The sequence below is a fragment of the Rhodococcus sp. D-46 genome (genome assembly GCF_011290655.1).
GTDB classification, from domain to species: Bacteria; Actinomycetota; Actinomycetes; order Mycobacteriales; family Mycobacteriaceae; genus Rhodococcus_F; species Rhodococcus_F qingshengii.
Window position 1 is genome coordinate 160083 of sequence record NZ_JAANTF010000001.1, and the last position, 23283, is coordinate 183365.

Sequence of the window (23283 nt, forward strand, 5' to 3'; positions counted from 1 at the left end):
CTGTGGTTTTCCCGACATTGACGAATCCTGAAAACGTGGCTCTGTGCCGAATCAGCGAGCCGTACGCGCGAACTCCATCGTTCGGCGAAGCAGTCCGGCGACGGCGTCCGCCTCCGTCAGGAAGCCGTCGTGGCCGTCCTTGGACTTGAGAATCTCGAGGCCGCTGCACGTGGAAATTCCGTCGGCGATCTCCTCCTGCAAGCGAAGGGGATACAGCCGATCCGAGTCGACGCCGCCCACCACGACCGGTGCCGTGATCGATGCCAACGCCGCCGCAACACCGCCGCGTCCACGACCGATGTCGTGCCGGTTCATGGCCTCGGTCAGGAGGACGTACGTGCTCGGGTCGAAGCGGTCGACCAGCTTGTCTGCCTGATGTTCCAGGTAACTCTGTACGGCGTATCGTCCACCGTTCCAAGGATTTTCGTCGTTCTGAGCGGAGTTCTCGAAGCGTGCGTCAAGTTCGGCCTCGGTGCGGTACGTGAGGTGCGCGATGCGACGGGCGATGCCGAGTCCGGCGCGAGGTGCCCGCCCCGTTCCGTGGTAGTCACCGCCCTGCCAATCCGGATCGGAGACGATGGCAGCGATCTGCGTCGTCTGGGTGCCGATCTGATCTGCAGTGGCCCGTGAACCGGTTGCGAGAACCAACGCGGAGCGAATGCCGTCCGGGTAGGTAACTGCCCATTCGAGGGTGCGCATGCCCCCCATGGATCCGCCGACTACCGAGGCCAACTGGTCGATCCCGAGGAGATCGACGAGCTTCTTCTCCGCCGCGATCTGATCCCGGATGGAGATCTCCGGGAACCTGCTGCCCCACGGCTTGCCGTCGTCGGCCGGCGAACTGGGACCGGTCGTGCCGCGACAACCACCGAGGACATTGGTTGCGATGACGCACCATTCGCCGGTGTCGATCGGTTCGCCGGGGCCGACCATCCCGTTCCACCAGCCGGGGGAGGGCTGATTCGCGGAGATCGGTCCGGTGACGTGTGAGTCTCCGGTCAGTGCGTGCTCGACGAGTACGACGTTGTCGCGGTTCGGGGAAAGCTCACCCCACCGCTGAACGGCGAGCGAAACCGATGGGATTGCCGCGCCGCTCTCGAGTTCCAAGGCACCGATGTCGACGAACCCCACCTGGCCGTCGGGTGGGGGCAGGAGGTCGATCCTGGGCTCCAATTCGTTCACGGTCACGAGTTTGCCACCGCTGCCAGGCCGACGGTGAGATCGGCGAGGATGTCGTCGATTCCTTCGATGCCGACCGCGAGGCGGACGAGCCCGGGGGTGACACCGGAGGCGAGCTGCTCTTCGGGGGTGAGCTGCGAGTGTGTCGTCGAGGCGGGGTGGATGACGAGTGAGCGAACGTCACCGATGTTGGCGACGTGGCTGTGCAGCGTCAGGGCGTTGACGAACGTCTTGCCCGCATCGATACCGCCGGGCAGCTCGAAGGTGACGATTGCGCCGGTTCCCTTGGGCGTCAGCTGCTTTCCACGTTCGAACCATGGCGAGGAGGGAAGTCCCGCGTAGGAAACGGAGGCGACCTCGACGTGACCGTCGAGGAATTCGGCGACCTTCTGTGCATTGGATACGTGGCGCTCGATGCGCAGGCTCAAGGTTTCGATACCCTGCGCGATGAGGAACGCGTTGAACGGCGCCACGGCGGAACCGAGATCGCGCAGCAGTTGGACGCGGGCCTTGAGTGCGAACGCCGGCGCGCCGAGGTCCGCGAAGGTGACGCCGTGGTAGCTGGGATCAGGCGTCGTGAAGTTCGTGTGGCGACCCTGCGTCCAGTCGAAAGTGCCACCGTCGACGATGACGCCGGCGATCGCGGTGCCGTGTCCACCAAGGTATTTGGTGGCGGAGTGAACGACGATGTCGGCGCCGTGTTCGAGTGGGCGAAGCAGGTACGGCGTCGCGACTGTGTTGTCCACGATCAACGGAAGACCGTTCTCGTGGGCCAGTGACGAGATACCGGGTAGGTCGAGGATGTGGTTCTTCGGATTGGCGATCGTTTCGCCGTAGAACGCCTTCGTGTTCGGGCGAATGGCTTCGCGCCACTGCTCGAGATTGTCGGGATCCTCGACGAACGTGACTTCGATGCCCAGCTTACGAAGGGTGTAATGCAGGAGGTTGTACGTGCCGCCGTACAGGTACGGGCTGGAGACGATGTGGTCGCCGGCCTCGGCGATGTTGAGGATCGCGATGGTCTCGGCGGCCTGACCCGAGGAGAGGAGGAGTGCGGCGACTCCGCCTTCGAGGGCAGCGATGCGCTGCTCGACGGCGTCCTGTGTGGGATTCATGATCCGCGTGTAGATGTTGCCCGGCTCGGCGAGGCCGAACAGTGCCGCAGCGTGATCGGTGCTGTCGAAGACGTAGCTGGTGGTCTGGTAGATCGGCAGAGCGCGCGCGTTGGTGGCGGTGTCCGCTGTTTGTCCGGCGTGCACCTGCTTGGTCTCGAACGACCAGTTCGCGGTCGGATCCGAAGTTGCTGCGGCGTCGGCTGTGTTGTCGGTCATGATTTGTTCACTCCAGTGGTCTGACGGATAGATGTCGGACGGGGGCGAATGATCGCCGCCCCGTGCTGGGGTCTATCTACAAGTGCGACACATACTGAAATACCTCCGTGGGGCTCGGCCCGGTCTGGGGTCCGTCCCTGTCGGACCCGCGCTTGTCACCCGAATTGCGGTGGAACTGCGCGAGCAGATCCACGTCGGGAAACCTGGTCATCACCCGGGGCACCCCACCGCGGTTGGAGGGTTGCCGTCCAGCGAGCCGGGGCTTGACGCTGGCACTCATGACCAAGTCGGATTCTACCGGGAAGTGAGCGCAGTCCTGACACGGGGCGAAATGTGAGCCGCAACCGCACGCGAGGCAGGGCGACGCAGCCCACTAGCAGGCAAAAGTTACTCGCGAGTAGAGACCGATGAGTGGACCTGCCGGTTGCGGCCTCACGGGTTAGCAGTACGCTTGTCTTGTTTGGGACTCATCTCCCGAGATCAGTCCACACCGTCTAGGTTTGATAATCGAACCGTTCGCGGACCCACTCACAAAGTGTGACCGCAACCGTGTAACCAGGGAAACTTCCTAGGAGGACGCGAAGCACCCATGTCCAAAATCAAGGTTGAGGGCACCGTCGTCGAACTCGACGGCGATGAGATGACGCGCATTATCTGGCAGTTCATCAAAGACAAGTTGATCCATCCGTATCTCGATGTGAACCTCGAGTACTACGACCTCGGTATCGAGTACCGCGACGAGACCGACGACCAGGTCACCATCGACGCAGCGCACGCGATCCAGAAGCACGGCGTCGGCGTCAAATGCGCCACGATCACGCCGGACGAGGCACGTGTCGAGGAATTCGGTCTCAAGAAGATGTGGCGTTCCCCGAACGGAACGATCCGCAACATTCTCGGCGGCACGATCTTCCGCGCACCGATCATCATCTCCAACGTTCCGCGACTCGTTCCGGGCTGGACCAAGCCGATCATCATCGGCCGTCACGCATTCGGCGACCAGTACCGCGCCACAGACTTCAAGGTCCCCGGCCCCGGCAAGGTGATGATCACCTACACGCCTGAGGACGGCAGCGCACCGATCGAGCACGAACTGGTCAACTTCCCCGAAGAGGGCGGCGTCGTCCAGGGGCAGTACAACTTCACCACGTCCATCCGTGACTTCGCTCGCGCGTCGCTCACCTACGGACTGCAGCAGAACTACCCGGTGTACCTGTCCACCAAGAACACCATTCTCAAGGCGTACGACGGTGCCTTCAAGGACATCTTCCAGCACGTCTACGAGACCGAGTTCAAGGCTGAGTTCGATGCTGCAGGTCTGACCTACGAGCACCGCCTCATCGACGACATGGTCGCTTCCGCACTCAAGTGGGAGGGCGGATACGTCTGGGCATGCAAGAACTACGACGGCGACGTCCAGTCCGACACCGTGGCCCAGGGCTTCGGCTCGCTCGGCCTCATGACGTCGGTTCTGCTGACACCGGACGGAAAGACCTGTGAGGCAGAGGCTGCTCACGGCACCGTGACGCGTCACTACCGTCAGCACCAGCAGGGCAAGCCCACCTCGACCAACCCGATCGCGTCCATCTTCGCGTGGACCCGCGGGCTCGAGCATCGTGGCAAGCTCGACAGCACCCCTGAGGTCATCGGCTTCGCGCAGGCGCTCGAAGACGTTGTCATCAAGACCGTCGAAAGCGGCCAGATGACCAAGGACCTCTCGATGCTGGTCGGCGGCGATCAGGGCTACCTGACCACCGAGGAGTTCCTCGGCGCGCTCGACGTGAACCTGCAGAAGGCCATGGCCGCGAAGTAGATTCACCGCTTCACCTGTCAAATGGGACGTCTGGGAAACCGGGCGTCCCATTTGTGTTCGCGGTCTCACGTGAGTGAACTCACCCGCTCTCACTTGGAAGTTCAACCAGGTGTGAGACCACAATTGATCAGTGACTTCGTCTACCCTCTCCCGTTCTGACACCTCGACACCCGGGGTTCGTTCCGCCAGAGGTCCGGCGATGCTCGCTCTCGCTCTCGGCGGTTTCGGTATCGGCACAACCGAGTTCGTCGCCATGGGGTTGCTCCCGGAAATGGCATCCGGACTCGGCGTCTCGGAACCCGTCGCGGGTCACGTGATCTCGGCGTACGCGCTCGGGGTTGTCGTCGGCGCTCCGCTGATCGCTGCACTCACCGCACGAGTACCGCGCCGCACCCTGTTGATCGCACTCATGGTCGCGTTCACCGTCGGCAATGCCGCCTCGGTTTTCGCGCCCTCGTACACGACGCTGATGATGGCCCGCTTCGTCGCCGGATTGCCGCACGGCGCGTATTTCGGAGTCGCCGCTCTGGTCGCAGCTCACCTGGCCGAACCGGGAAAACGCGCGAAGGCCGTCGCCATGGTGATGATGGGTCTTTCCGTGGCCAACGTGATCGGGGTACCGGTCGCGGCCTGGATCGGCCAGGCACTCGGCTGGCGCAGCGCCTTCGCCTTGGTTGCGGTGATCGGAGTGGCAACCGTTGCTTCGCTCTTCGTCTGGATTCCGCGTTTGGACGGCATGCCGGTGACGAATCCGATCACCGAACTCGGGGCGCTGGGCCGCGTTCAGGTGTGGATGACCCTGATCGTGGGCATGGTCGGATTCGGCGGGATGTTTGCCGTCTACACCTACATCAGTACGACTCTCACCGACGTGTCCGGGCTTGGCGCTTCGTTCATTCCCCTCGCACTCATGCTGTACGGACTGGGCATGGTGGCCGGCAACTTCGTCGGTGGATACCTCGCGGATCGCGCACTGATGAAGGGCTTGTTCCTGTCGATGGGATCCCTCGTGGTCATCCTCGCGGTCTTCGTGATCGCCGTGCGCAATCCGTACACGGCGCTCGTCTTCGTCTTCCTCATCGGGCTCGCCGGGTCGTCGATGGTGCCTGGCCTCCAGACACGGTTGATGGATGTCGCCGAGGATGCTCAGACCTTGGCCGCGTCTCTCAATCACGCCGCACTCAACATCGCCAACGCCTTCGGAGCGTGGATCGGCGGCGTCGTCATCGCAGCCGGTTACGGGTACACCGCGCCGGCAGCGGTGGGGTCGTTGCTGGCCGTCGCGGGTCTCGTCGTGCTGGCGGTAGCGGTGATTCTGCAGCGTAGGGCCGCGCGCTGACCTGGGCGCCCATCCGCGTCGGTGGAATCGGCTACGGTGCTTGCCGTGCCACAAACTGCTGACTCCCACATTCTTGCGCCCCACACCATCACGTCCGTGAACGTCAACGGCGTTCGCGCAGCTGCCCGCAAGGGCATGCTCGACTGGCTGGAGAAGACGTCGGCGGATTTCATCTGCCTTCAGGAAACGCGTGCGTCGGACGATCAGCTTCGCGAGACTCTCGAGCCGGCACTCGGCAACGGATGGTTCCTGGTCTCCGCCGAGCCGTCCGCGAAGGGACGCAACGGAGTCGCGGTGCTCTCACGCACGGAACCGGACGCGGTGCGGATCGGTCACGGGGACGACGAGTTTCTCGACGCCGGTCGATACATCGAAGCCGACTTCGCGGATCTGACCGTCGCGAGCCTGTACCTGCCCTCCGGTGAGGCGCTCACGCCGAAGCAGGAGGAGAAGGAGCGGTTCATGGCATCCTTCGCAGTTCACCTCGCTACCACCGCTGCGGCGGCCGAGGCTGCCGATCGTCACGTGGTGGTCAGCGGCGATTGGAACATCGCGCACACCGAACTCGACCTCAAGAACTGGAAGACCAACAAGAAGTCTTCGGGATTCCTCCCCGAGGAGCGCGCCTGGATGGATCTGCTGTTCGCCGAAGATTCCGCGTGGGTGGACGTCTTCCGCACCCTCCATCCGGGTGTCGAGGGCCCGTACTCGTGGTGGTCGTACCGCGGAAAGGCATTCGACAACGATTCGGGTTGGCGTATCGATTACCAGGTTGCCACTCGCGGATACGCCGAGCGGGCCAAGGTCGCGCTCGTGGAACGCGCTGAGTCCTACGACCTCCGTTGGTCGGATCATGCGCCTGTCACCGTCTCGTACCGATAGAGACGCGTATGTCTGAAGGTCTGAAAATGCCGAGCGCAAAGACGCGCAACGCCATCATCACCGTCGTGGTGGCGGTGGTTGCGCTCGTACTGGCGGTCACCCTTTCTTCACGTGACTCCGACAGTTCGGCGTCGTCGGTGACGAAGTCCTCGAGTGCCCAGTCCTCGACTGTTCAAGCCAAGCCGGGTGCTACCACCAAGGCTGCGCCGTCGAGTTCCGTGCCCTCGAGCTCCGCTGTCAAGACAACGCAGCAGACGAACAGCGATGTGCCGGCGCGGGTTCTCGCCACGCTGGTGGAGATCGACGCCGGGCGGTGGCCGGATTCCGCCAATGCGCCGGGCACCAAGGGCGGCATCACCTTCCGCAACAGCGAAGGCCGTCTGCCCGCTGTCGGTGCCGGTGGCGGACGTGTCGTCTATCAGGAATGGGACGTCAACGCGAAGAAGAACGGCCAAGGACGCGACGCCGAGCGAATCGTCACCGGCAACGACGGTTCGGCGTGGTACACCCTCGATCACTACGACACGTTTGTGAGGATTCGCTGATGTCCGATTCGTCTACGGTCAGCGTGGCGCAGTGGCTGGATCCGTCTTCGGATGTGGTTTCGGTGGCGCTGCAGAGCGACCCGGCCGTTGCAGATGATCTTGCACGTCAACTCCGTGCCGAGAATTTTATCGTTCGGGTGGTTCGCGGAGAGAACATGCGGACAACGGCGCAGGTCTTCGACGAGTTTGCGGCAGCCTTCCAGTTTCCGTCCCACTTCGGGCGAAACAAAGACGCTTTCGACGATGTCATGCGCGATCTCGACGACGTCCTCGGACTCGGCGCCGGATATGTAGTTGTGGTCCGAGGTGCGGGTTCTCTACTGTCCGAGCAACAGGATCAGTTGGAGTGGTTCCGCGAAACGATGGACTTCTACGCCGAAGAATGGGAACCCGTCGTTTTCCGGACCGTCTACCAGTTCGGTGCGGAGGACCTCACCGCCCACGGTGAAGACCTCGTCGAACTCGACTACCCGGGCACCACGCCACTGCACTGATTTCCACTCGTGAAAAGATCGGAACCATGTCGACCCCTGCAGAACAGAAGCCCACCGCAAAGCCTCGCGTGCTTTCCGGAATCCAGCCGACGTCGGATTCTTTCCACCTCGGCAACTACCTGGGTGCGCTGCAGCAGTGGGTTCCGTTGCAGGACGATTTCGACGCTTTCTACTTCATTCCGGATCTTCACGCCATCACGGTGACGCAGGACCCGAAGGAATTGCGTCGTCGCACCAAGGTTGCGGTGGCTCAGCTCCTTGCGGTGGGGATCGATCCGGATCGGGCGACGCTGTTCGTACAGAGTCAGGTTCCCGAGCACGCACAGTTGGCGTGGGTCCTGAACTGCATCACCGGTTTCGGTGAAGCCAGCCGTATGACGCAGTTCAAGGACAAGTCCGCCAAGCAAGGCAGCGACAACGCCAGTGTCGGTTTGTTCACGTATCCGGTTCTGATGGCCGCGGACATCCTTCTGTACCGCCCGCAGCGCGTCCCCGTGGGTGAGGATCAGCGTCAGCACCTCGAACTCGCACGCGATCTGGCCGGCCGGTTCAACACCCGCTACGGCAAGGCGTTCGTCGTTCCCGAGCCGCAGATCATCAAGGGCACGGCAAAGATCTACGACCTGCAGGATCCGACCGCCAAGATGAGCAAGTCCGCCGCCAGTGCGGCCGGACTGATCAATCTGCTCGACGATCCGAAGGTGTCGGCAAAAAAGATCAAGTCGGCCGTCACCGACAACGAGCGCGAGATTCGTTTCGACCCGCAGGCCAAGCCGGGCGTCAGCAACCTGCTCACCATTCAGTCGGCTCTCTCGGGAGTACCGATCGAGACTCTGGTGGCCGGTTACGAGGGCAAGGGGTACGGCGACCTCAAGACCGATACCGCTGACGTGCTGACCGAGTTCGTCACCCCACTCAAGGCGAAGGTCGACGGTTACCTTGCCGACGAGGCAGAGCTGGATCGCATCATCGCGGCCGGAGCGCACCGCGCCCGTGAGGTGTCTTCACGCACTCTCGCCGCCGTCTATGACAAGGTCGGATTCCTGGCACCAAAGGGCTGACATACGCGAATTCGGACTCACGACGCCTGACCGAACATGAGGGGGACGGCAATGGCTGACACGGACGACGACGCACCGAGCTTTCTCGAGAAGCAACGGGCAGCGCGACCCTGGCTCGATCATCTGGTTCGCGCGGCCGGACGGTTTCAAGAGCAAAAAGGCGACTATTACGCTGCTGGTATCACGTACTTCAGCGTTCTCGCGTTGATTCCGATCATGATGGTCGCGTTTGCAGTGGCCGGTTTCGTATTGGCCGGGCATCCCGAGTACCTGGAGTCGATTCAGGAGCAGATCACCAAGAGCATTCCGGGCAGCTTGGGTGACACCATCAACACGCTGATCGATTCGGCCATCGACTCGCGCGCGAGCGTCGGAATCTTCGGCCTCCTGGGTGCTGCGTACGCGGGTCTCGGTTGGATGGCAAATGTTCGCGACGCGCTGACGGCGATGTGGGAGAGCAAGCGCGAGCCCAAGGGGTTCGTACGTACCAAACTTGGTGACGCAGGGGCCCTCGTCGGTCTGGCTCTCGCCATGGTCGTCTCACTGGGAATGTCGGCGCTGAGCAGTGGGCCGGTTGCGACTCAGATCGTGAAATGGCTCAACCTCGAGAACATCACCGGTGTCGGCGTGGGGCTCAGAGTTGTTTCACTGTTGCTCTCACTCCTGGCGACGTGGGCGGTGTTCCTGTGGGTGATCGCCCGGCTGCCGCGCGAGCCTGTCACGCTGCGTAGCGCTGCGCAGGCAGCGGTTATCGCCGCGATTGTGTTCGAGATCTTCAAGCAGGTGGGTGCGATCTACCTCGCTGCCGTCACCAACGGACCAGCGGGCGTGGCATTCGGTCCGATCATCGGTTTGCTCGTGTTCGTGTTCACGGCGTCACGGATGCTGCTGTTCTGCACGGCGTGGGCGGCGACGACCAAGGAAAGTATGGCCCTGGCGTTCGTTCCGCCGCCGGATCCCGCAGTGATCTCGCCGCGAATCGTTGTCAGTGACGGTGCTTCACCGTCTCGCGTGGCTGCGCTGATCGCCACGGGTGCGGTTGCCGGCCTGGGTCTTTCGGGCTTCATGCGTCGTCGGCCGCGCTAGCGCCTCCGACGGTTGAGGGCAACGGCTCCCGCCACCAGCGCGATCACCACTACTCCACCGACAGCACCGATGAGTATGCGGTCAGTGGTGTCGGATTCGGCGTCGGTAGCGGTGGGTGCAGCCGAGATCGAGCCTGGTGCAGCGGCAGACGGTGTGCGAGTGACATCGGGCGAGGCATCGTCGGTGGATCGGTCCGTCAACGAGCCGACGGTTGTGCTCGCGGGGAGTGCATATCCGTAGTCGAGTAGACGGGCAGCTTGTTCCCACGGACGGATCGGCTTGGCTTCGCCGCCCATCAATGTCACCAGTAGTTTCCGGCCGTTACGCTCCGCGCCACCCACATACGTGTGGCGGGCGTCGTCGGTGAAGCCGGTCTTGCCGCCCAATGCGCCGTCGTAGTTGTAGAGCAGTTGATTGTCGTTGGCGAGAGTGAATCCGGGGCGGTCCTGATCGTCGGGAATCGTCGGATCTTTGGGGAAGCCGGGAAATTCGACGGTCTCGGTATGGATCAGACCGGCAAACGTCGGATTCTGCAGGGCGGTATGGAAAATCACGGCCAGGTCGTACGGCGAGCTGCTCATCCCCGGGCCGTCGAGTCCGGATGGAGTTGCCGTGCGGGTGTCGAGGGCGCCGAGTTCGGCCGCGAGCGCGTTCATTTTCGACACGGCTGCAGCGTCACCGCCGAGTTGGCGGGCAAGAGCGTGCGCGGCATCATTTCCCGATGCCATGACCAGGCCCTGCATCAGTTGCCGGTTGGTGTACTTGCCGCCCTTGCCGATGCCGACAGCGCTACCTTCAGCGTCCGCGTCTTCGGCCGTTGCGGTGATTTCGGTGTCGAGATCGAGTTCGTCGAGCGCGACAAGAGCCAAGAGCATCTTGATGGTGCTGGCCGGTCGGTAGCGACCGTGCGGATCTTTCGCGGCGAGGACCTCACCGGTTTCGGCGTCCGCGAGTACCCATCCGGATGCCGCGATATCCGCCGGGAGCGGGGGAGCGCCGTCAGGGAGTACAACACCGCACTCGCCGAGCTTGTCTCCACCGACAGGGCTTTCCGGAATCGGGACAGCAGTCGGGGCCGTAGATCCGGGCGCGGGTGCTTCGGAGAGATCGATCGCCGGTGCCGGGCTACTCGTGAAAGGGCAGCTGTCGGTGTTGGGTGTTGTGAACGGCGCTTCGGTGGTGGTGGGCGGCGGGGCCGGTTGGGCGCCGGCCACTCCCGAGGTCCCTACGACACCGGTAAACGCAATGCTCCCTGAGAGCACTGTTCCGGCTACTGCCACTGCACACTTTCGACGCCACATCATCGATATACGAGGGTATGCGAACGTGAGGGAACGTCCGAATCGCCACGCAAGCAGAGGGATCGAAAACAGGCGATTCGGTTTGTACATCGGTCATAGTGGACGATCGCCGCCGATGAGTTCCACCACCACGCAGAGTCTGTAACAGTGGGGTAGTCGGCTACTCGAATGGCGCACACGCACTGACGACAGGGGATCGGTATGGGCAAGATCGTGGTGACAGAATTCGTGTCCTTGGACATGGTGATGGAAGCTCCCGGTGGCGAACCGGGTTATGCGCACACTGGATGGGTCTTTCCGTACCAGGAGGGCGATCAGATGAAGTTCAAACTCGACGAAACCCTCGCCGCGGACGTCCTTCTGCTCGGGCGGCGGACCTACGAGAGCTTCGCCGGTGCCTGGCCCGAGCGCGAGGACGACCAAGGCTTTGCGGACAAGATGAACGAGATGCCCAAGTACGTCGTCACGAGTTCGACCGAACCGCTCGAATGGAACAACTCGACGGCGCTCGACGGTCCCATCGAGGAATCTGTCCCGAAGCTCAAGGAGCAGATCGACGGCGAGATCCTGGTCGCGGGAAGTCGGACGCTCGTCCACGCGTTGTTGCTGGCCGGTCTGGTCGACGAGTTGCGCCTGATGGTCTTCCCGGTCATTCTCGGGTCCGGCGGGAGAGTGTTCCCCGAATCGGCCGACAAGATCGTCCTCGAGTTGAAGGACGATCGTCGGTACGAATCCGGAGTTCAAGTACTGACGTACCACCCCACGGTCACGTAGACCTTTCGAAAACATCTGTGGCCGAGACTCTTCGAGAGTCTCGGCCACAGATGTCTTGCCGGCTAACTGTTCTCGGGGAAGCCGAGGTTGATTCCGCCGTGGCTGGGGTCGAGCCAGCGACTGGTGACGGCTTTACCTCGCGTGAAGAAATGAACACCTTCTGTCCCGTGAGCGTGGGTGTCACCGAAGAGGCTGTTCTTCCAGCCGCCGAAGCTGTAGTAGGCCATGGGAACCGGGATGGGGACGTTGATGCCGATCATTCCGACCTCCACCTCGTTCTGGAAGCGTCGGGCAGCGCCGCCGTCGTTGGTGAAGATGGCGGTGCCGTTTCCGTACGGGTTGTTGTTGATCAGTTCGAGGGCTTGGTCGTAGGTATCGACACGCACGACGGACAGGACAGGTCCGAAGATTTCGTCGGTGTAGATCGACATGTCGGTGGTGACGTGGTCGATGAGGGTGGGCCCGAGCCAGAAGCCGTCCGGTCCACCATCGGCCTGAACTGTGCGTCCGTCGACCACGATCGTGGCACCGTCCTTCTCGCCGGCATCGACATAGGACGCGACCTTGTCGCGATGGGCCTTGGTGACGAGCGGACCCATGTCGGAGTTCTTGGTGCCGTCACCGGTGACGAGGGGAGTGGTGCGTTCGACGATCTTGGCAACCAGTTCGTCGGCGATGTCGCCGACTGCAACCAGGGCGGAGATCGCCATGCATCGTTCACCCGCGGAGCCGAATCCCGCGTTGACCATTGCGTCGGCGGCGAGGTCGAGGTCGGCGTCCGGCAGAACGATGGCGTGGTTCTTGGCGCCGCCGAGTGCTTGCACGCGTTTGCCGTTGGCGGTGCCGGTGGCATAGACGTATTGGGCGATGGGGGTGGATCCGACAAACGAAATCGCTTTGACTGCTTTGTTTTCCAGGAGTTCGTCGACGGCGAGCTTGTCACCTTGGAGGACGTTGAAGACACCAGGAGGCAGACCGGCTTCGGCCCAGAGTTCGGCGAGCCAGATCGCGGCGGTGGGGTCCTTCTCCGAGGGCTTGAGAATCACGGTGTTCCCGGCGGCAATGGCGACCGGGAAGAACCACATCGGGACCATCGCGGGAAAGTTGAAGGGGGAGATGATGCCGACGGGGCCGAGGGGTTGGCGGATGGAGTAGACGTCGACCTTGGTCGATGCATTCTCGGTGTATCCGCCCTTGAGGAGATGCGGTATTCCGCAAGCGAATTCGACAACTTCCTGCCCGCGGCTGATTTCGCCGAGGGCGTCGGAGAGAACCTTGCCGTGCTCGGCTGTGATGATCTCGGCGAGTTCACCTTTGCGAGCATTGAGGAGTTCGCGGAAGCTGAACAGTACCTGTGTGCGCCGGGCCAGTGAGGTGTCACGCCAGGCGGGGAAGGCCGCCGCAGCCGCGTCGATGACAGCGCGGGCGTCCTCGAGGTTCGCCAGGGCCAGTCGGCCGGTGATCTGTCCGGTGGCGGGGTTGGTGACGGGGGCGGTGTCCTCGGACGTTCCGGCGAACGGCTTGCCGTCCAGCCAGTGCGCGATGACACGAGTATCAGTGCTGGTCATGGTATTTCCTAGTGGTCTGGTGACTCAGGAGTTCGGGGAGGTGTACTTGGCGACGTAGTCGTTCATCGTCTCGCGCTGGTACCGGGAAACCTCGTGCGCGTTTTCGTTCTCGGCGAAGACGCTCGACACCATCACGGTGTTCTCACGTTCGTAGAAGCCGAGTTTGCCGAGACCGCCGAAGAATTCGTCCCAGTTGACGTCTCCGTCACCGATTTTGAGATGCTGATGCACTCGAACGGCATTGCCTGGCGGGTTGGTGATGTAGCGCAGTCCGTGGGAACGGTGATGATCCATGGTGTCCGCCACGTGAACGAGTCGGACCATGTCGCCGGCGGCCTCCATGATGGCGGGAAGGTCCCCACCCATGTGGAATTGGTGGCACGCCACGATCACCATGCCGAGGTTCTTGGAGTTCACACCACGGATCGTGCGGATCGCGGCTAGTCCGTCTTCGACAAAATCGTCCGGGTGGGGGTCGATCAGGACGTCGATTCCCTCGCGTTCGATGATCGGAACCAGTTCCTCCATCGAACGATAGAACGCACGCTCGGACTCTTCGGCCTTTTCGGGGCGGCCGGAGAATTCGGTGTTCATGACGTTGACACCGAGATCGACCGTGATCTGGATGGCCCGCTTCCAGTAACGCACGGCTGCTTCGCGGGCGTCCTCGTCCGGGCCGGACCAGCGAAGGACCGGGAGTACCGACGCGATGCCGACTCCAGCACTCGCGCAAGCTTTCCGAAATTTGGCGACGAGCGCGTCGTCGGCTTTCGGGTGATTGAAGAACGGGATCATGTCGACGTGCGGTGTGAGCTGCAGGTACTCGTACCCGAGATCGGCAACAACCTGAGGAAGCTCGAGTAGTGAGTAATCGTGATGGAAAGGTGTGGGGTCGAGTGCGACCTTCATCGCTAAGCTCCGGCCACAGAGTCGCGCGCAACCATGTCCACGGCGACGCGCTGACCCGTCTCCAGAGACATCACGCCGGCGGCGCAGACAGCGGCCGCGGCGTACCCGTCCCAGGCACCTGGTCCGTCGATGTAGTTGCCGGTGCCGGCGCCCGTCTTCACTGCCTTGATCCACCGGGCGAACTCGGTGTCGTAGGCCTGCCCGAAGCGTTCGCGGAATCCTGGGGTGATCTGCCCACCCCAGTTGCCGGGCTTGGTCTTTCGGATCAGTCCCACGTCGAGTCCGATCATCGCGCTTCCGAGTTCGCCGACAACTTCGGTGCGCACCTCGTAGGCAACTCCGGTGGTGACAAATACCTCGGCGTCGACGTGTCTACCGGACTCGGTCTCGAATATTGCGATCTGTGGGTCTTGAATGCCCTCGGGAGCAAGCGAATTCGCGGCCGGTCGGATGATCTGCACCGAGGTGATCTCTTCGTCGAGCAGGAATCGTGTCACGTCGACCTCGTGGACGAGTGAGTCCTTGACGATCATCGCGCTGTCGAAGCCGTTCGGAACCGCAGGATTGCGGTGCGCGCAGTGCACAACGAGAGGGCGACCGAGATCGCCGCTGTCGATCAAATCCTTGAGCTGGGTGTATTCGTGGTCGAACCGGCGCATGAAACCAACCTGGATCAGTCTTTTTCCCAGCGCTGCTTCGGCTTTGACGATCGTGAGCGAACTGTCCGCGTCGGTGGTCAGCGGCTTTTCGCAGAGAACAGGCTTGCCCGCTTCGAGGCAGGCAAGAACCTGCTTCTCATGGGTCGGGCCCGGGGTTGCGAGAACAACGGCGTCGACGTCCTCGGCTGCGATGGCATCGAACGGATCGACGACGACGCGCGCCCCTGGCGTCAGTGCTGCGATTTCCTCGGCGCGGGCGAGAGAGTAGTCGTTGACGACGGTGACGCGGGCACCGCCGATTTTGTTGGTGATGCGGTCGACGTGATCGGCCCCCATGATGCCGACGCCGAGCACTGCGATCCGGAGATCCTGGTTGTCAGACATGCGGTGGTACTCCTCGATTGTGTTGCTCAGTTGAAACGGACGGCGGGGACGCCACAGGTGGACAGGTATTTCTGAGTGCGCGCTGCGATGGGCAGCGGTGTGTCGGGATGGCAGGGATACATGTCCTGCTCGACGATCGCGAACACGTCGATGCCGAGCTTCTCGATGGCCTCCAGAAGCGGCGGCATGTCGGGGATTCCGCGCGGCGGTTCGATCATGGCACCGAGTTTGACGGCCTCACCGAACGGCAGGTCCTCCGCCTCAACCTTGGCGACTATCGCCGGATCCACCTGTTTGAGGTGTAGGTACCCGATGCGCTCCGGATGTTTGTTGATAATTGCGAGATTGTCGCCGCCGCAGTAGCTGATGTGGCCGGTGTCGAGACACAGATTCACGAAACGCTCGTCGGTCCCTTCGAGGAACTTGTAGACGTTGTCTTCGATGTCGACGTGACTGTCGGCATGAGGATGGTACTGCGCCATGACGCCGTACTCCTCGAGCATTGCCTTCCCGAGAGCGTTCATGCCGTCGGTTTTCTTACGCCACTGCTCGGGCGTCAGATTGCGGTCTTCGAGTACCGCTCCGGTGGAAGGGTCGCGCCACATCTCAGGGATGACCACCACGTGCTTGCCGCCGACGGCTGCGGTCAACTTGGCGACGTCCTTGATCTGATTCCAGACGGCATCCCAGGAATCGTCCTGGTGCAGGTGTTCGAAAACGGTACCGGCCGAAAGCTTCAGGCCGCGGGCGCCGAGTTCGTCCGTCAACTTGGCTGGATCGGTCGGAAGGTATCCGAACGGGCCGAGTTCGATCCATTCGTATCCCGACGCGGATACCTCGTCGAGGAATCGTGTGTAAGGGGTCTGCTGTGGATCGTCCGGAAACCACACGCCCCAGGAGTCGGGGGCTGATCCGACGCGAATCGCGCTCATGTCTAGATTCCTTTCGCGGGCAAGCTTTATGGGGTGTGGTTGTGCGGAATTTTCATTCGGATGGACGGAGGTACGGTCGCTGGATCTTCTTCCAGGACTCGTAAGTTGTCCGTGCCTTCTTGGTGGACTCCAGTTCGGAGGTGGCCGATACCGGTACATCCCACCAGGATTCGCTGTCCGGGGCGCCGATCAGCGGATCGGTTTCGACGTGGATGACGGTGCTGGTGTCGCTTGCTTTGGCAACCTTGATCGCGTCGGCGAACTCGGCAGCGGTGTTGGCGCGGATGACGTCGACACCGAGGCTGGCAGCGTTCGCGGCCAGATCGACCGGGAGAACCCCTCCGTCGAGACGTCCGTCATTCGAGCGGTAGCGGTACTGCGTGCCGAAGCGCTGGGAACCCAGCGACTCGGACAGTGAACCGATGGAGGCAAATCCGTGATTCTGCACCAGGACGACGATGACCTTGAGGCGTTCCTGTACGGCGGTGACCAATTCGGTGGCCATCATCAGATAGGAACCGTCGCCGACCATCACGAACACGTCGCGATCGGGGCACGCCATGCGGACGCCTAGACCGCCGGCAACTTCGTATCCCATGCACGAGTACCCGTATTCGACGTGATACCCCTTGGAATCACGGGTTCGCCACAGCTTGTGGAGGTCACCCGGCATGGACCCGGCAGCGCACACCACGACGTCACGTGGATCGGACAGTGTGTTGACCAGGCCGATCACCTGATTCTGATTCAGTGACCCGTCGGCAGCGGGTTCGGCTGGGTTGTAGACGGATTCGACGATCGCATCCCAATCGCGAGCGAGGTCACCGATCCTGGACGCGTATTCGTCGTCCACCCGGTAGTCGTTCAGTGCAAGTGCCAGCGCGTCGAGTGCCTCACGTGCGTCGGCGACAACGCTGACTCCGCCCTGCTTCACGGAGTCCAGTGATGCGACGTTGATGTTGACGAAGCGAACGTCGGGATTGGTGAACGCGGTGCGGGACGCGCTCGTGAAATCGCTGTACCGCGTGCCGATACCGATGACGACGTCAGCCTCGGTGGCCAGTGCGTTTGCAGCCGTAGTGCCGGTGGACCCCACCGCCCCGACGGATTGTGGATGGTCGTAGACCAATGAACCCTTCCCCGCCTGGCTCTGCCCCACGGGGATTCCGGTTTGCGCACAGAACGCTGATAGAGAGTCGCTGGCCTGGCTGTAGATCACGCCGCCGCCGGCGACGATCAGTGGCTTGCGAGCCGAGCGGATGATCGCGGCGGCGCGTTCGATCACCGATCGTTCGGGGAGCGGGCGGGCCACGTGCCAGACTCGCTCGGCGAAGAAGGACTCGGGCCAGTCGAAAGCCTCGGCCTGCACGTCCTGCGGGATGGCGATGGTGACTGCGCCGGTCTCGACGGGATCAGTGAGAACGCGCATCCCGGCGAGCAGAGCGCTCGGCAACTGCTCCGGGCGCCATACCCGATCGAAGTATCGTGAGACCGGTTTGAAAGCGTCGTTGACTGTGACGTCGCCGCTCGACGGGAGTTCGAGTTCCTGTAAGACGGGGGCGCTGGCGCGGGTCGCGAAAGTGTCTGCGGGAAGGAGTAATACAGGTAGACGATTGATGGTGGCCAGTGCCGCGCCGGTGATCATATTGGTGGCACCGGGGCCGACGCTGGACGAGACCGCCCACGTCTGCAGGCGGTCCTTCATGCGGGCGTGCGCGACAGCCGAGTGCACCATCGCCTGTTCATTGCGGCCGAGCACGTAGGGGAGTGTCGGCTCACGGCCGGCGTCGAGATCCTGGATCTCGGCCTGCAAGAGTGCCTGTCCCAGTCCGGCGACGTTGCCGTGCCCGAAGATTCCGAAGCAGCCGGCGAACAGCTTGGTGCGCTGGCCGTCGCGTTCGGTGTACTGGTTGGCGAGGAAGCGGACGACAGCTTGAGAAACAGTGAGGTATACGGTCGGCTCGTCGCGAGGTGGACGATTGCCGGTTGCGTTGTTGGTGGGTGCCACAGCTTTCACTTCCGTCAGTTGTGGGACTGCAACGGCAGTCGAGGGTCGATGTCCTGGTGATCCCAGCTTCCACGTAGCCAGGTGTGTTGCGGATCGTCACAGATGTTCCACGCCCGGATCTCGCCCGAACCTGCCATGACATTGAGGTAGTACATGTGGTGGCCCGGCGCTGCGATGGACGGGCCGTGATAGCCGTGCGGCACGAGGACGACGTCGCCCGAGCGGACTTCCTCGAGCACCTCGATAGGTCTCTCGGCGGTTCCGTACACGCGGTGGTAGCCGAAACCTTCGGTCCCGGTGGGGCTTCTGTCGATCTCGAAGTAGTAGATCTCTTCCAGGGCCGATTCGACGTCGCTGTTCTCGTCGTGTTTGTGGCTGGGATACGACGACCAGTTCCCGCCGGGGGTGATGACCTCACACGCGATGATGGAGTCGGCCTCGAAGGTGTCTGCAGTGGCGAAGTTGTGAACCTGTCGGCTGCAGTTCCCGGCACCGCGGAGCTCGACCGCAACTCCTGAAGCCGGACCGTAGCGATGGGGGAGCTTTGCGCCGGCGCGTGCTCCGCACAGAGCGAAGCGGCCCCAGTCAGCGCTGCTGACCGAGTAGTCGGCGTCGCGTCCTACGTACGCGAAATCGCTCGGGCCGTCGAAAACCGATGCGCGGCCGGTCAGGGGAATCTCCGTCCCCTCGGCAACAACCACGGCCGAACCCGCCAGTGGAACGACGATGATCTCGTTCTCGCCGGACCGCAGGTGGACGTTCGCACCCGGGGCGAGTTCGAGTATCCACAAGCTGGATTCGGTCCACCCGGCAGACTCCGGCGTGACCACTGTCGTGAAATCACCGTCGGAGGACGATCCGGCGGGGACGTAGTACTTGCTGAACATCTTGCTCCTGCCAGGTCGGTTCTAGTGGACGAGCTTGACTGCGGTGTCGACGGCCGCGGTCACGTCGCCGTCGGGTGGGTAGAGCAGCGCGCGCCCGACTATCAATCCGCGCACGGACGGCAACTGAAGGGCGGCATCCCACTTTGCGTACGTCTCTTCCGGCGCGATCTGCGGATCGCCGCCCAGGAGGAGCGTCGGGAGAGTCGTCGCATCCATGACCCGTTCCATCTCGTCGACGACTGGCAACTTCATCCACGTATACGCCGAGGTGGAGCCGAGGCCCTGGGAGATGTGGATGGACTTGATGACGGCGTCGGGGCTGAGATCGTTGACCACCTTGCCGTTTACGCGACTGGAGAGGAACGGCTCGAGCATCGCGATCAGTCCGGCCGCGGCCAGTTCGTCCACGGCTTCCGCACATGCCGTCATGGTGGGCAGAGTGCCCGCGTCGTCGAGTGCGATGCGCAGCAGCATCTTTCCGCCGTTCATACCGAACTTTGCGGTACCGGCCGCGGTGTAACCCGTCATGCGGTCGTCGAGTTCGAAGCTGGCGCCTGCCAGGCCGCCGCGGTTCATCGACGAGAAGACGACCTTGTCGTCGAGGGCGCCGAGGAGGAGCAGATCGTCGAGAATGTCCGCAGTACCGAGAACGCCGTCGACTCCGGGATTGTCGAGAGCAGTGCGCAACCGGTCCAGCAGATCGGTACGACTGTTCATCGCTGTCGGCTTGCCGCCGACAGACAGCGCCCCACGCGCCGGATGATCGGCCGCGACGATCATGAGCCGGCCATTGCCTCGAACAGTGGCGCGAGGAGTTCGCGCTGCCCAGGCCTTTTCGATGATCTGCGGATCGCTCGCACGCAGTTCCGTCACTTCGGCGTAGGTGGTGGCGAGGGGGCGGGCGGCGAGCTTGTCAGACATTGACTGCCTCCGTGGCTGTGGCTTCGGCGAGATCGTGGACTTCTTCGGCGGTCGGCATCGCAGTGGAGCATTCGAGCCGAGATGCGACTATCGCGCCGGCCGCGTTGGCGTAGCGCAGTACCTTCTCCAGCGGCCACCCGGCCAACAGTCCGTGGCACAGTGATCCGCCGAAGCTGTCGCCTGCTCCCAGCCCGTTGACCACGTCGACGGTGTTGGGAGGCACGGTGATCGACTGCTTTCGCGTTTTACCGAGTACACCCTTCGGGCCCTGCTTCACGATGGCCAGTTCGACTCCGAGGTCGAGAAGCGCGTCCGCGGCCTTGTTCGGGTTGGTCTCACCGACAGCGATTTCGCACTCTTCACGATTCCCCACGGCTACCGTCACGTGTGCGAGGGCGCGCTGTACCTGCGTGGTCGCGTCCTGCGGCGTCGACCAGAACATCGGGCGGTAGTCCAGGTCTAGAACGGTCAGCGGGCGGCGTTCGCGGGCTTCCCAAGCGGCGAAGTGTGCCCTGCGGCTCGGTTCTTCGGACAGCCCCGTCACAGTCGACCAGTAGAGGGACGATGTTCGAACGGCGTCGAGGTCGATGTCTTGGGGGGTGATCCGAAGATCAGGCGCATGCGGCTTGCGATAGAAGTACAGAGGAAAGTCGTCCGGGGGGAAGATCTCGCAGAACGTCACCGGTGTCGGATACTCCGAATTGGTCACGACAAACCTGTTGTCGACCCCGAGACGTGCCAATTCGCGTGTGACGAACTTCCCGAAGGGATCGTTGCCGACGCCGGAGATCAGTGCTGCTCGCCGACCGAGGCGCGCGGCCGCCACCGAGACATTGGCTGCGCTGCCGCCGAGGAACTTGCCGAACGTCTCGACGTCCTCGAGTCCGACACCGGTCTGAAGTGGGTAGATGTCCACACCCGATCGGCCGATGGCAAGCACGTCGAAGGGTGTGTCAGGGATGTGTGACCCGCTCTGGTGAGTGTTGATGCTTGTCAAAACTGACTCCCGAGAGTTCGTGGTGGGTTGCCCACGCAGGGCACCGATGTATGACTGAAACTGTGCGCCGCGACACAGCGATTGTCAATAGTTTGTCTGGACATTATGACTTGCGGTCAAGTGAATGTTAGTGTTCGCATACACTGCCGAGAGAAGTAGCGTCGATACGGCGCCTTCCCAAGACAGATCGGAGTTGGCCGTGGTCGCAGCACTCGCCGTCGAGTTGGACCGCTCGAGCCCGGTGCCGCTGTATTTTCAGCTGGCACAGGCAATCGAGGGCGCTATTCTCGGTGGCGAACTTGCCCCAGGTGATCGCTTCGAGAATGAACTGGCGTTGGCCAAACGGCTCAATCTCTCACGACCGACCACTCGACGCGCGATCCAGGAGCTGGTGGACAAGGGACTACTTGTTCGTAAGCGGGGAGTCGGAACTCAGGTGGTGCAAAGTCCGGTGCACCGCCCGGTCGAGCTCACCAGCCTGTTCGACGACCTTGCGAGGGCCGGCCAGGCGCCGACGACCAAGCTGCTCGAGTTCACGGTGGGAGTTCCCGCCGAGGACGTTGCCGCGGAACTCAACCTCGAACCTGACGCCGAAGTGGCCACCATCAGGCGTCTGCGAAGCACCAACGGCGAACCGCTTGCCGTGATGACCAATTACATTCCGGTGGACATCGCACCCGATCCCGAGGAGTTGGAGACGCAGGGGCTGTACCAAACCTTGCGAACTCGCGGCGTTCACATCCGTGTGGCGCGGCAGCGAATCGGCGCTCGGGCGGCGACTCGCGAAGAAGCAGGATTGCTCGACGAGAAAGTGGGTGCTGCCCTCTTGACCATGAGCCGCACTGCATTTGACGATTCAGGTAGCGCCGTCGAGTACGGCAGCCACTGCTACCGAGCGTCGCGTTACTACTTCGACACCACCGTGGTCGACCGCTAGATCTCGATCCCGGTGACACGAGTACCCGCCTGACCGAGTCAGTGGGGGTGATTTGTGATCCCAGCATTTCTGCGATCCTTCGATCATTTGACCCGAACGGAGCCTCATGACAGGCATTTCAGTAGCAGTTGCCGGATTCGGATGGATGGGCCGCGTCCACACGCAGGCGTATCTGCGTCTGCGGCAGCACTATCCGCAGCTTCCCGTGATCCGCCTGGCCGCCGTCGCCGACGAGGTGCCTGGCAGAGGGGAGGAAGCAGCGGACCAGTTCGGTTTCGAAGCTTTCACCCAGGATTGGCGCGATATCGCAGCCGATCCGGCCATCGACGCGGTGAGCATCACGGCCCCGAACTTCTTGCACCGTGAAATCGGCGTCGCAATGGCAGAGGCCGGCAAACACATCTGGATCGAGAAGCCCGTCGGCTTGTCCACGGAAGACGCCAAAGCTGTTGCCGTAGCAGTCTCGAAGGCCGGTGTGCAGTCGACCGTCGGCTTCAACTACCGAAACGCGCCGGCTGTGGCCCTGGCAAAGAGCCTGATCGACTCAGGGGAGTTGGGCACGATCACGCACTCGCGTTTTCGTTTCCTCAGCGACTATGCGGCCCACCCTGAAGGTGCTTTGAGTTGGCGATACGAGCGTGAGCGCGGCGGCGCCGGCGTCCTGGGCGACTTGGCTTCGCACGGCATCGATCTGATTCGTCATCTTCTCGGTGACGTCGACGCTCTCGTTGCGGATACTGCGATCTTCATCCCGGAGCGTGCGCGTCCGTCCGCCGCTACCAGTGGACATGCGCGGGCCAGCGGTGGGGAGATGGGGGCTGTCGAGAACGAAGACTTCGTCAGCGCACTGCTGCGCCTCGGGTCGGGTGGCCGGTGCACCCTCGAAGCATGCCGCGTCGCCGTGGGAGAGCAGAACAATTACGGATTCGAGATTCACGGCACGAAAGGTGCCGTGTTCTGGGACTACCGCCGGATGGGTGAACTGGGCACCAGCCTCGGCTCGAAGTACCAGGACCAATCCGTCACGACGGTTCTGGTCGGCCCCGAGTCCGGTGAGTTCGGCCGCTTCCAGCCTGGCGCGGCCAACGCGATGGGCTACGACGACCTGAAAGTGATCGAGGCCCGCAATTTCATCGCCTCGATCGTGGACGGAGCGCCGCAGGGCGCGACCATCGCTGATGCAGTCGCGTCCGCACAGGCTCTGGACGCGATGGTCGCCTCGGTGACCTCCGGCAGCTGGATTTCTCTCGGCTGATCGACAGCTCCTCCGAAAGGC

The 23283-nt window shown here is 62.7% G+C and carries 21 protein-coding genes and 1 riboswitch; of the genes, 10 read left to right on the plus strand and 11 right to left on the minus strand.

Annotated features, from left to right (window positions below):
- Positions 1–51: 51 nt before the first annotated feature.
- The gene (locus G9U53_RS00805; RefSeq protein ID WP_083057711.1) at positions 52–1188 is read right to left on the minus strand and encodes a homoserine O-acetyltransferase; all 1137 of its coding nucleotides are present in this window, start codon (positions 1186–1188) and stop codon (positions 52–54) included.
- Positions 1185–2510, minus strand: a complete 1326-nt coding sequence (locus G9U53_RS00810) for a bifunctional o-acetylhomoserine/o-acetylserine sulfhydrylase (protein ID WP_007727392.1) — start codon at positions 2508–2510, stop codon at positions 1185–1187. The genes G9U53_RS00805 and G9U53_RS00810 overlap by 4 nt, the downstream gene beginning before the upstream one ends.
- Before the next feature lie 143 nt (positions 2511–2653).
- A riboswitch (SAM riboswitch) is annotated at positions 2654–2794 on the minus strand.
- Positions 2795–3099: 305 nt separating this feature from the next.
- On the opposite strand from G9U53_RS00810, the gene G9U53_RS00815 reads away from it, so the two are divergent.
- The 7 genes from G9U53_RS00815 (at position 3100) to yhjD (ending at position 9730) form a co-directional block, all read left to right on the plus strand.
- Positions 3100–4323, plus strand: coding sequence for an NADP-dependent isocitrate dehydrogenase (locus tag G9U53_RS00815; RefSeq protein ID WP_003940772.1), 1224 nt, complete (start codon positions 3100–3102; stop codon positions 4321–4323).
- Positions 4324–4522: 199 nt separating this feature from the next.
- Positions 4523–5662 (plus strand): MFS transporter, encoded by a 1140-nt coding sequence (locus G9U53_RS00820; protein ID WP_165638363.1) that lies wholly within the window; start codon positions 4523–4525, stop codon positions 5660–5662.
- A gap of 36 nt (positions 5663–5698) precedes the next feature.
- Positions 5699–6544: an exodeoxyribonuclease III gene (locus G9U53_RS00825; RefSeq protein WP_082931376.1), complete on the plus strand. Its 846-nt coding sequence runs from the start codon at positions 5699–5701 to the stop codon at positions 6542–6544.
- 26 nt (positions 6545–6570) lie between these two features.
- Positions 6571–7089: a ribonuclease domain-containing protein gene (locus tag G9U53_RS00830; protein WP_058226543.1), complete on the plus strand. Its 519-nt coding sequence runs from the start codon at positions 6571–6573 to the stop codon at positions 7087–7089.
- On the plus strand, positions 7089–7583 hold the full coding sequence (locus G9U53_RS00835) for a barstar family protein (protein WP_047271784.1): 495 nt from the start codon (positions 7089–7091) through the stop codon (positions 7581–7583). Before G9U53_RS00830 ends, G9U53_RS00835 begins: the two co-directional genes overlap by 1 nt.
- Before the next feature lie 26 nt (positions 7584–7609).
- Positions 7610–8644, plus strand: coding sequence for a tryptophan--tRNA ligase (trpS, locus tag G9U53_RS00840; RefSeq protein ID WP_003941025.1), 1035 nt, complete (start codon positions 7610–7612; stop codon positions 8642–8644).
- Positions 8645–8695: 51 nt separating this feature from the next.
- Positions 8696–9730: an inner membrane protein YhjD gene (yhjD, locus tag G9U53_RS00845; protein ID WP_007727380.1), complete on the plus strand. Its 1035-nt coding sequence runs from the start codon at positions 8696–8698 to the stop codon at positions 9728–9730.
- Here yhjD and G9U53_RS00850 read toward each other — a convergent pair.
- The gene (locus tag G9U53_RS00850; protein ID WP_139799822.1) at positions 9727–11034 is read right to left on the minus strand and encodes a serine hydrolase; all 1308 of its coding nucleotides are present in this window, start codon (positions 11032–11034) and stop codon (positions 9727–9729) included. The genes yhjD and G9U53_RS00850 overlap by 4 nt on opposite strands.
- 198 nt (positions 11035–11232) lie before the next feature.
- On the opposite strand from G9U53_RS00850, the gene G9U53_RS00855 reads away from it, so the two are divergent.
- Positions 11233–11805 carry a dihydrofolate reductase family protein gene (locus G9U53_RS00855; protein WP_003940686.1) on the plus strand — a complete coding sequence of 191 codons (573 nt, stop codon included), beginning with the start codon at positions 11233–11235 and terminating at the stop codon, positions 11803–11805.
- Positions 11806–11867: 62 nt separating this feature from the next.
- Here G9U53_RS00855 and G9U53_RS00860 read toward each other — a convergent pair whose 3' ends face one another.
- The 8 genes from G9U53_RS00860 to iolC are packed head-to-tail and all read right to left on the minus strand — an operon-like array spanning position 11868 to position 21070.
- The gene (locus G9U53_RS00860) at positions 11868–13373 is read right to left on the minus strand and encodes a CoA-acylating methylmalonate-semialdehyde dehydrogenase (RefSeq protein WP_050654861.1); all 1506 of its coding nucleotides are present in this window, start codon (positions 13371–13373) and stop codon (positions 11868–11870) included.
- A gap of 24 nt (positions 13374–13397) precedes the next feature.
- Positions 13398–14282, minus strand: coding sequence for a sugar phosphate isomerase/epimerase family protein (locus tag G9U53_RS00865; protein ID WP_063316670.1), 885 nt, complete (start codon positions 14280–14282; stop codon positions 13398–13400).
- 2 nt (positions 14283–14284) lie between these two features.
- Complete coding sequence (locus G9U53_RS00870) at positions 14285–15325, minus strand: Gfo/Idh/MocA family oxidoreductase (protein WP_058039052.1); 1041 nt, start codon at positions 15323–15325, stop codon at positions 14285–14287.
- A 26-nt stretch (positions 15326–15351) separates the two neighbouring features.
- On the minus strand, positions 15352–16257 hold the full coding sequence (locus G9U53_RS00875) for a sugar phosphate isomerase/epimerase (RefSeq protein WP_007727370.1): 906 nt from the start codon (positions 16255–16257) through the stop codon (positions 15352–15354).
- Positions 16258–16309: 52 nt separating this feature from the next.
- A complete protein-coding gene (gene iolD, locus G9U53_RS00880; protein WP_064074955.1) occupies positions 16310–18265 on the minus strand; it encodes a 3D-(3,5/4)-trihydroxycyclohexane-1,2-dione acylhydrolase (decyclizing) in 1956 nt (651 codons plus the stop codon).
- 14 nt (positions 18266–18279) lie between these two features.
- On the minus strand, positions 18280–19152 hold the full coding sequence (gene iolB, locus G9U53_RS00885) for a 5-deoxy-glucuronate isomerase (RefSeq protein WP_165638219.1): 873 nt from the start codon (positions 19150–19152) through the stop codon (positions 18280–18282).
- 21 nt (positions 19153–19173) lie between these two features.
- Positions 19174–20073, minus strand: coding sequence for a hypothetical protein (locus G9U53_RS00890; RefSeq protein WP_021332504.1), 900 nt, complete (start codon positions 20071–20073; stop codon positions 19174–19176).
- Complete coding sequence (gene iolC, locus G9U53_RS00895; protein ID WP_172403467.1) at positions 20066–21070, minus strand: 5-dehydro-2-deoxygluconokinase; 1005 nt, start codon at positions 21068–21070, stop codon at positions 20066–20068. Before iolC ends, G9U53_RS00890 begins: the two co-directional genes overlap by 8 nt.
- 199 nt (positions 21071–21269) lie before the next feature.
- Between iolC and G9U53_RS00900 the strand changes: the two genes are divergently transcribed.
- Together G9U53_RS00900 and G9U53_RS00905 are read left to right on the plus strand one after the other, a co-directional pair.
- Positions 21270–22007, plus strand: coding sequence for a GntR family transcriptional regulator (locus G9U53_RS00900; protein ID WP_003941006.1), 738 nt, complete (start codon positions 21270–21272; stop codon positions 22005–22007).
- Between the two features lie 106 nt (positions 22008–22113).
- Positions 22114–23262 carry a Gfo/Idh/MocA family oxidoreductase gene (locus tag G9U53_RS00905; RefSeq protein WP_021332507.1) on the plus strand — a complete coding sequence of 383 codons (1149 nt, stop codon included), beginning with the start codon at positions 22114–22116 and terminating at the stop codon, positions 23260–23262.
- The last annotated feature ends 21 nt before the right edge of the window (positions 23263–23283 follow it).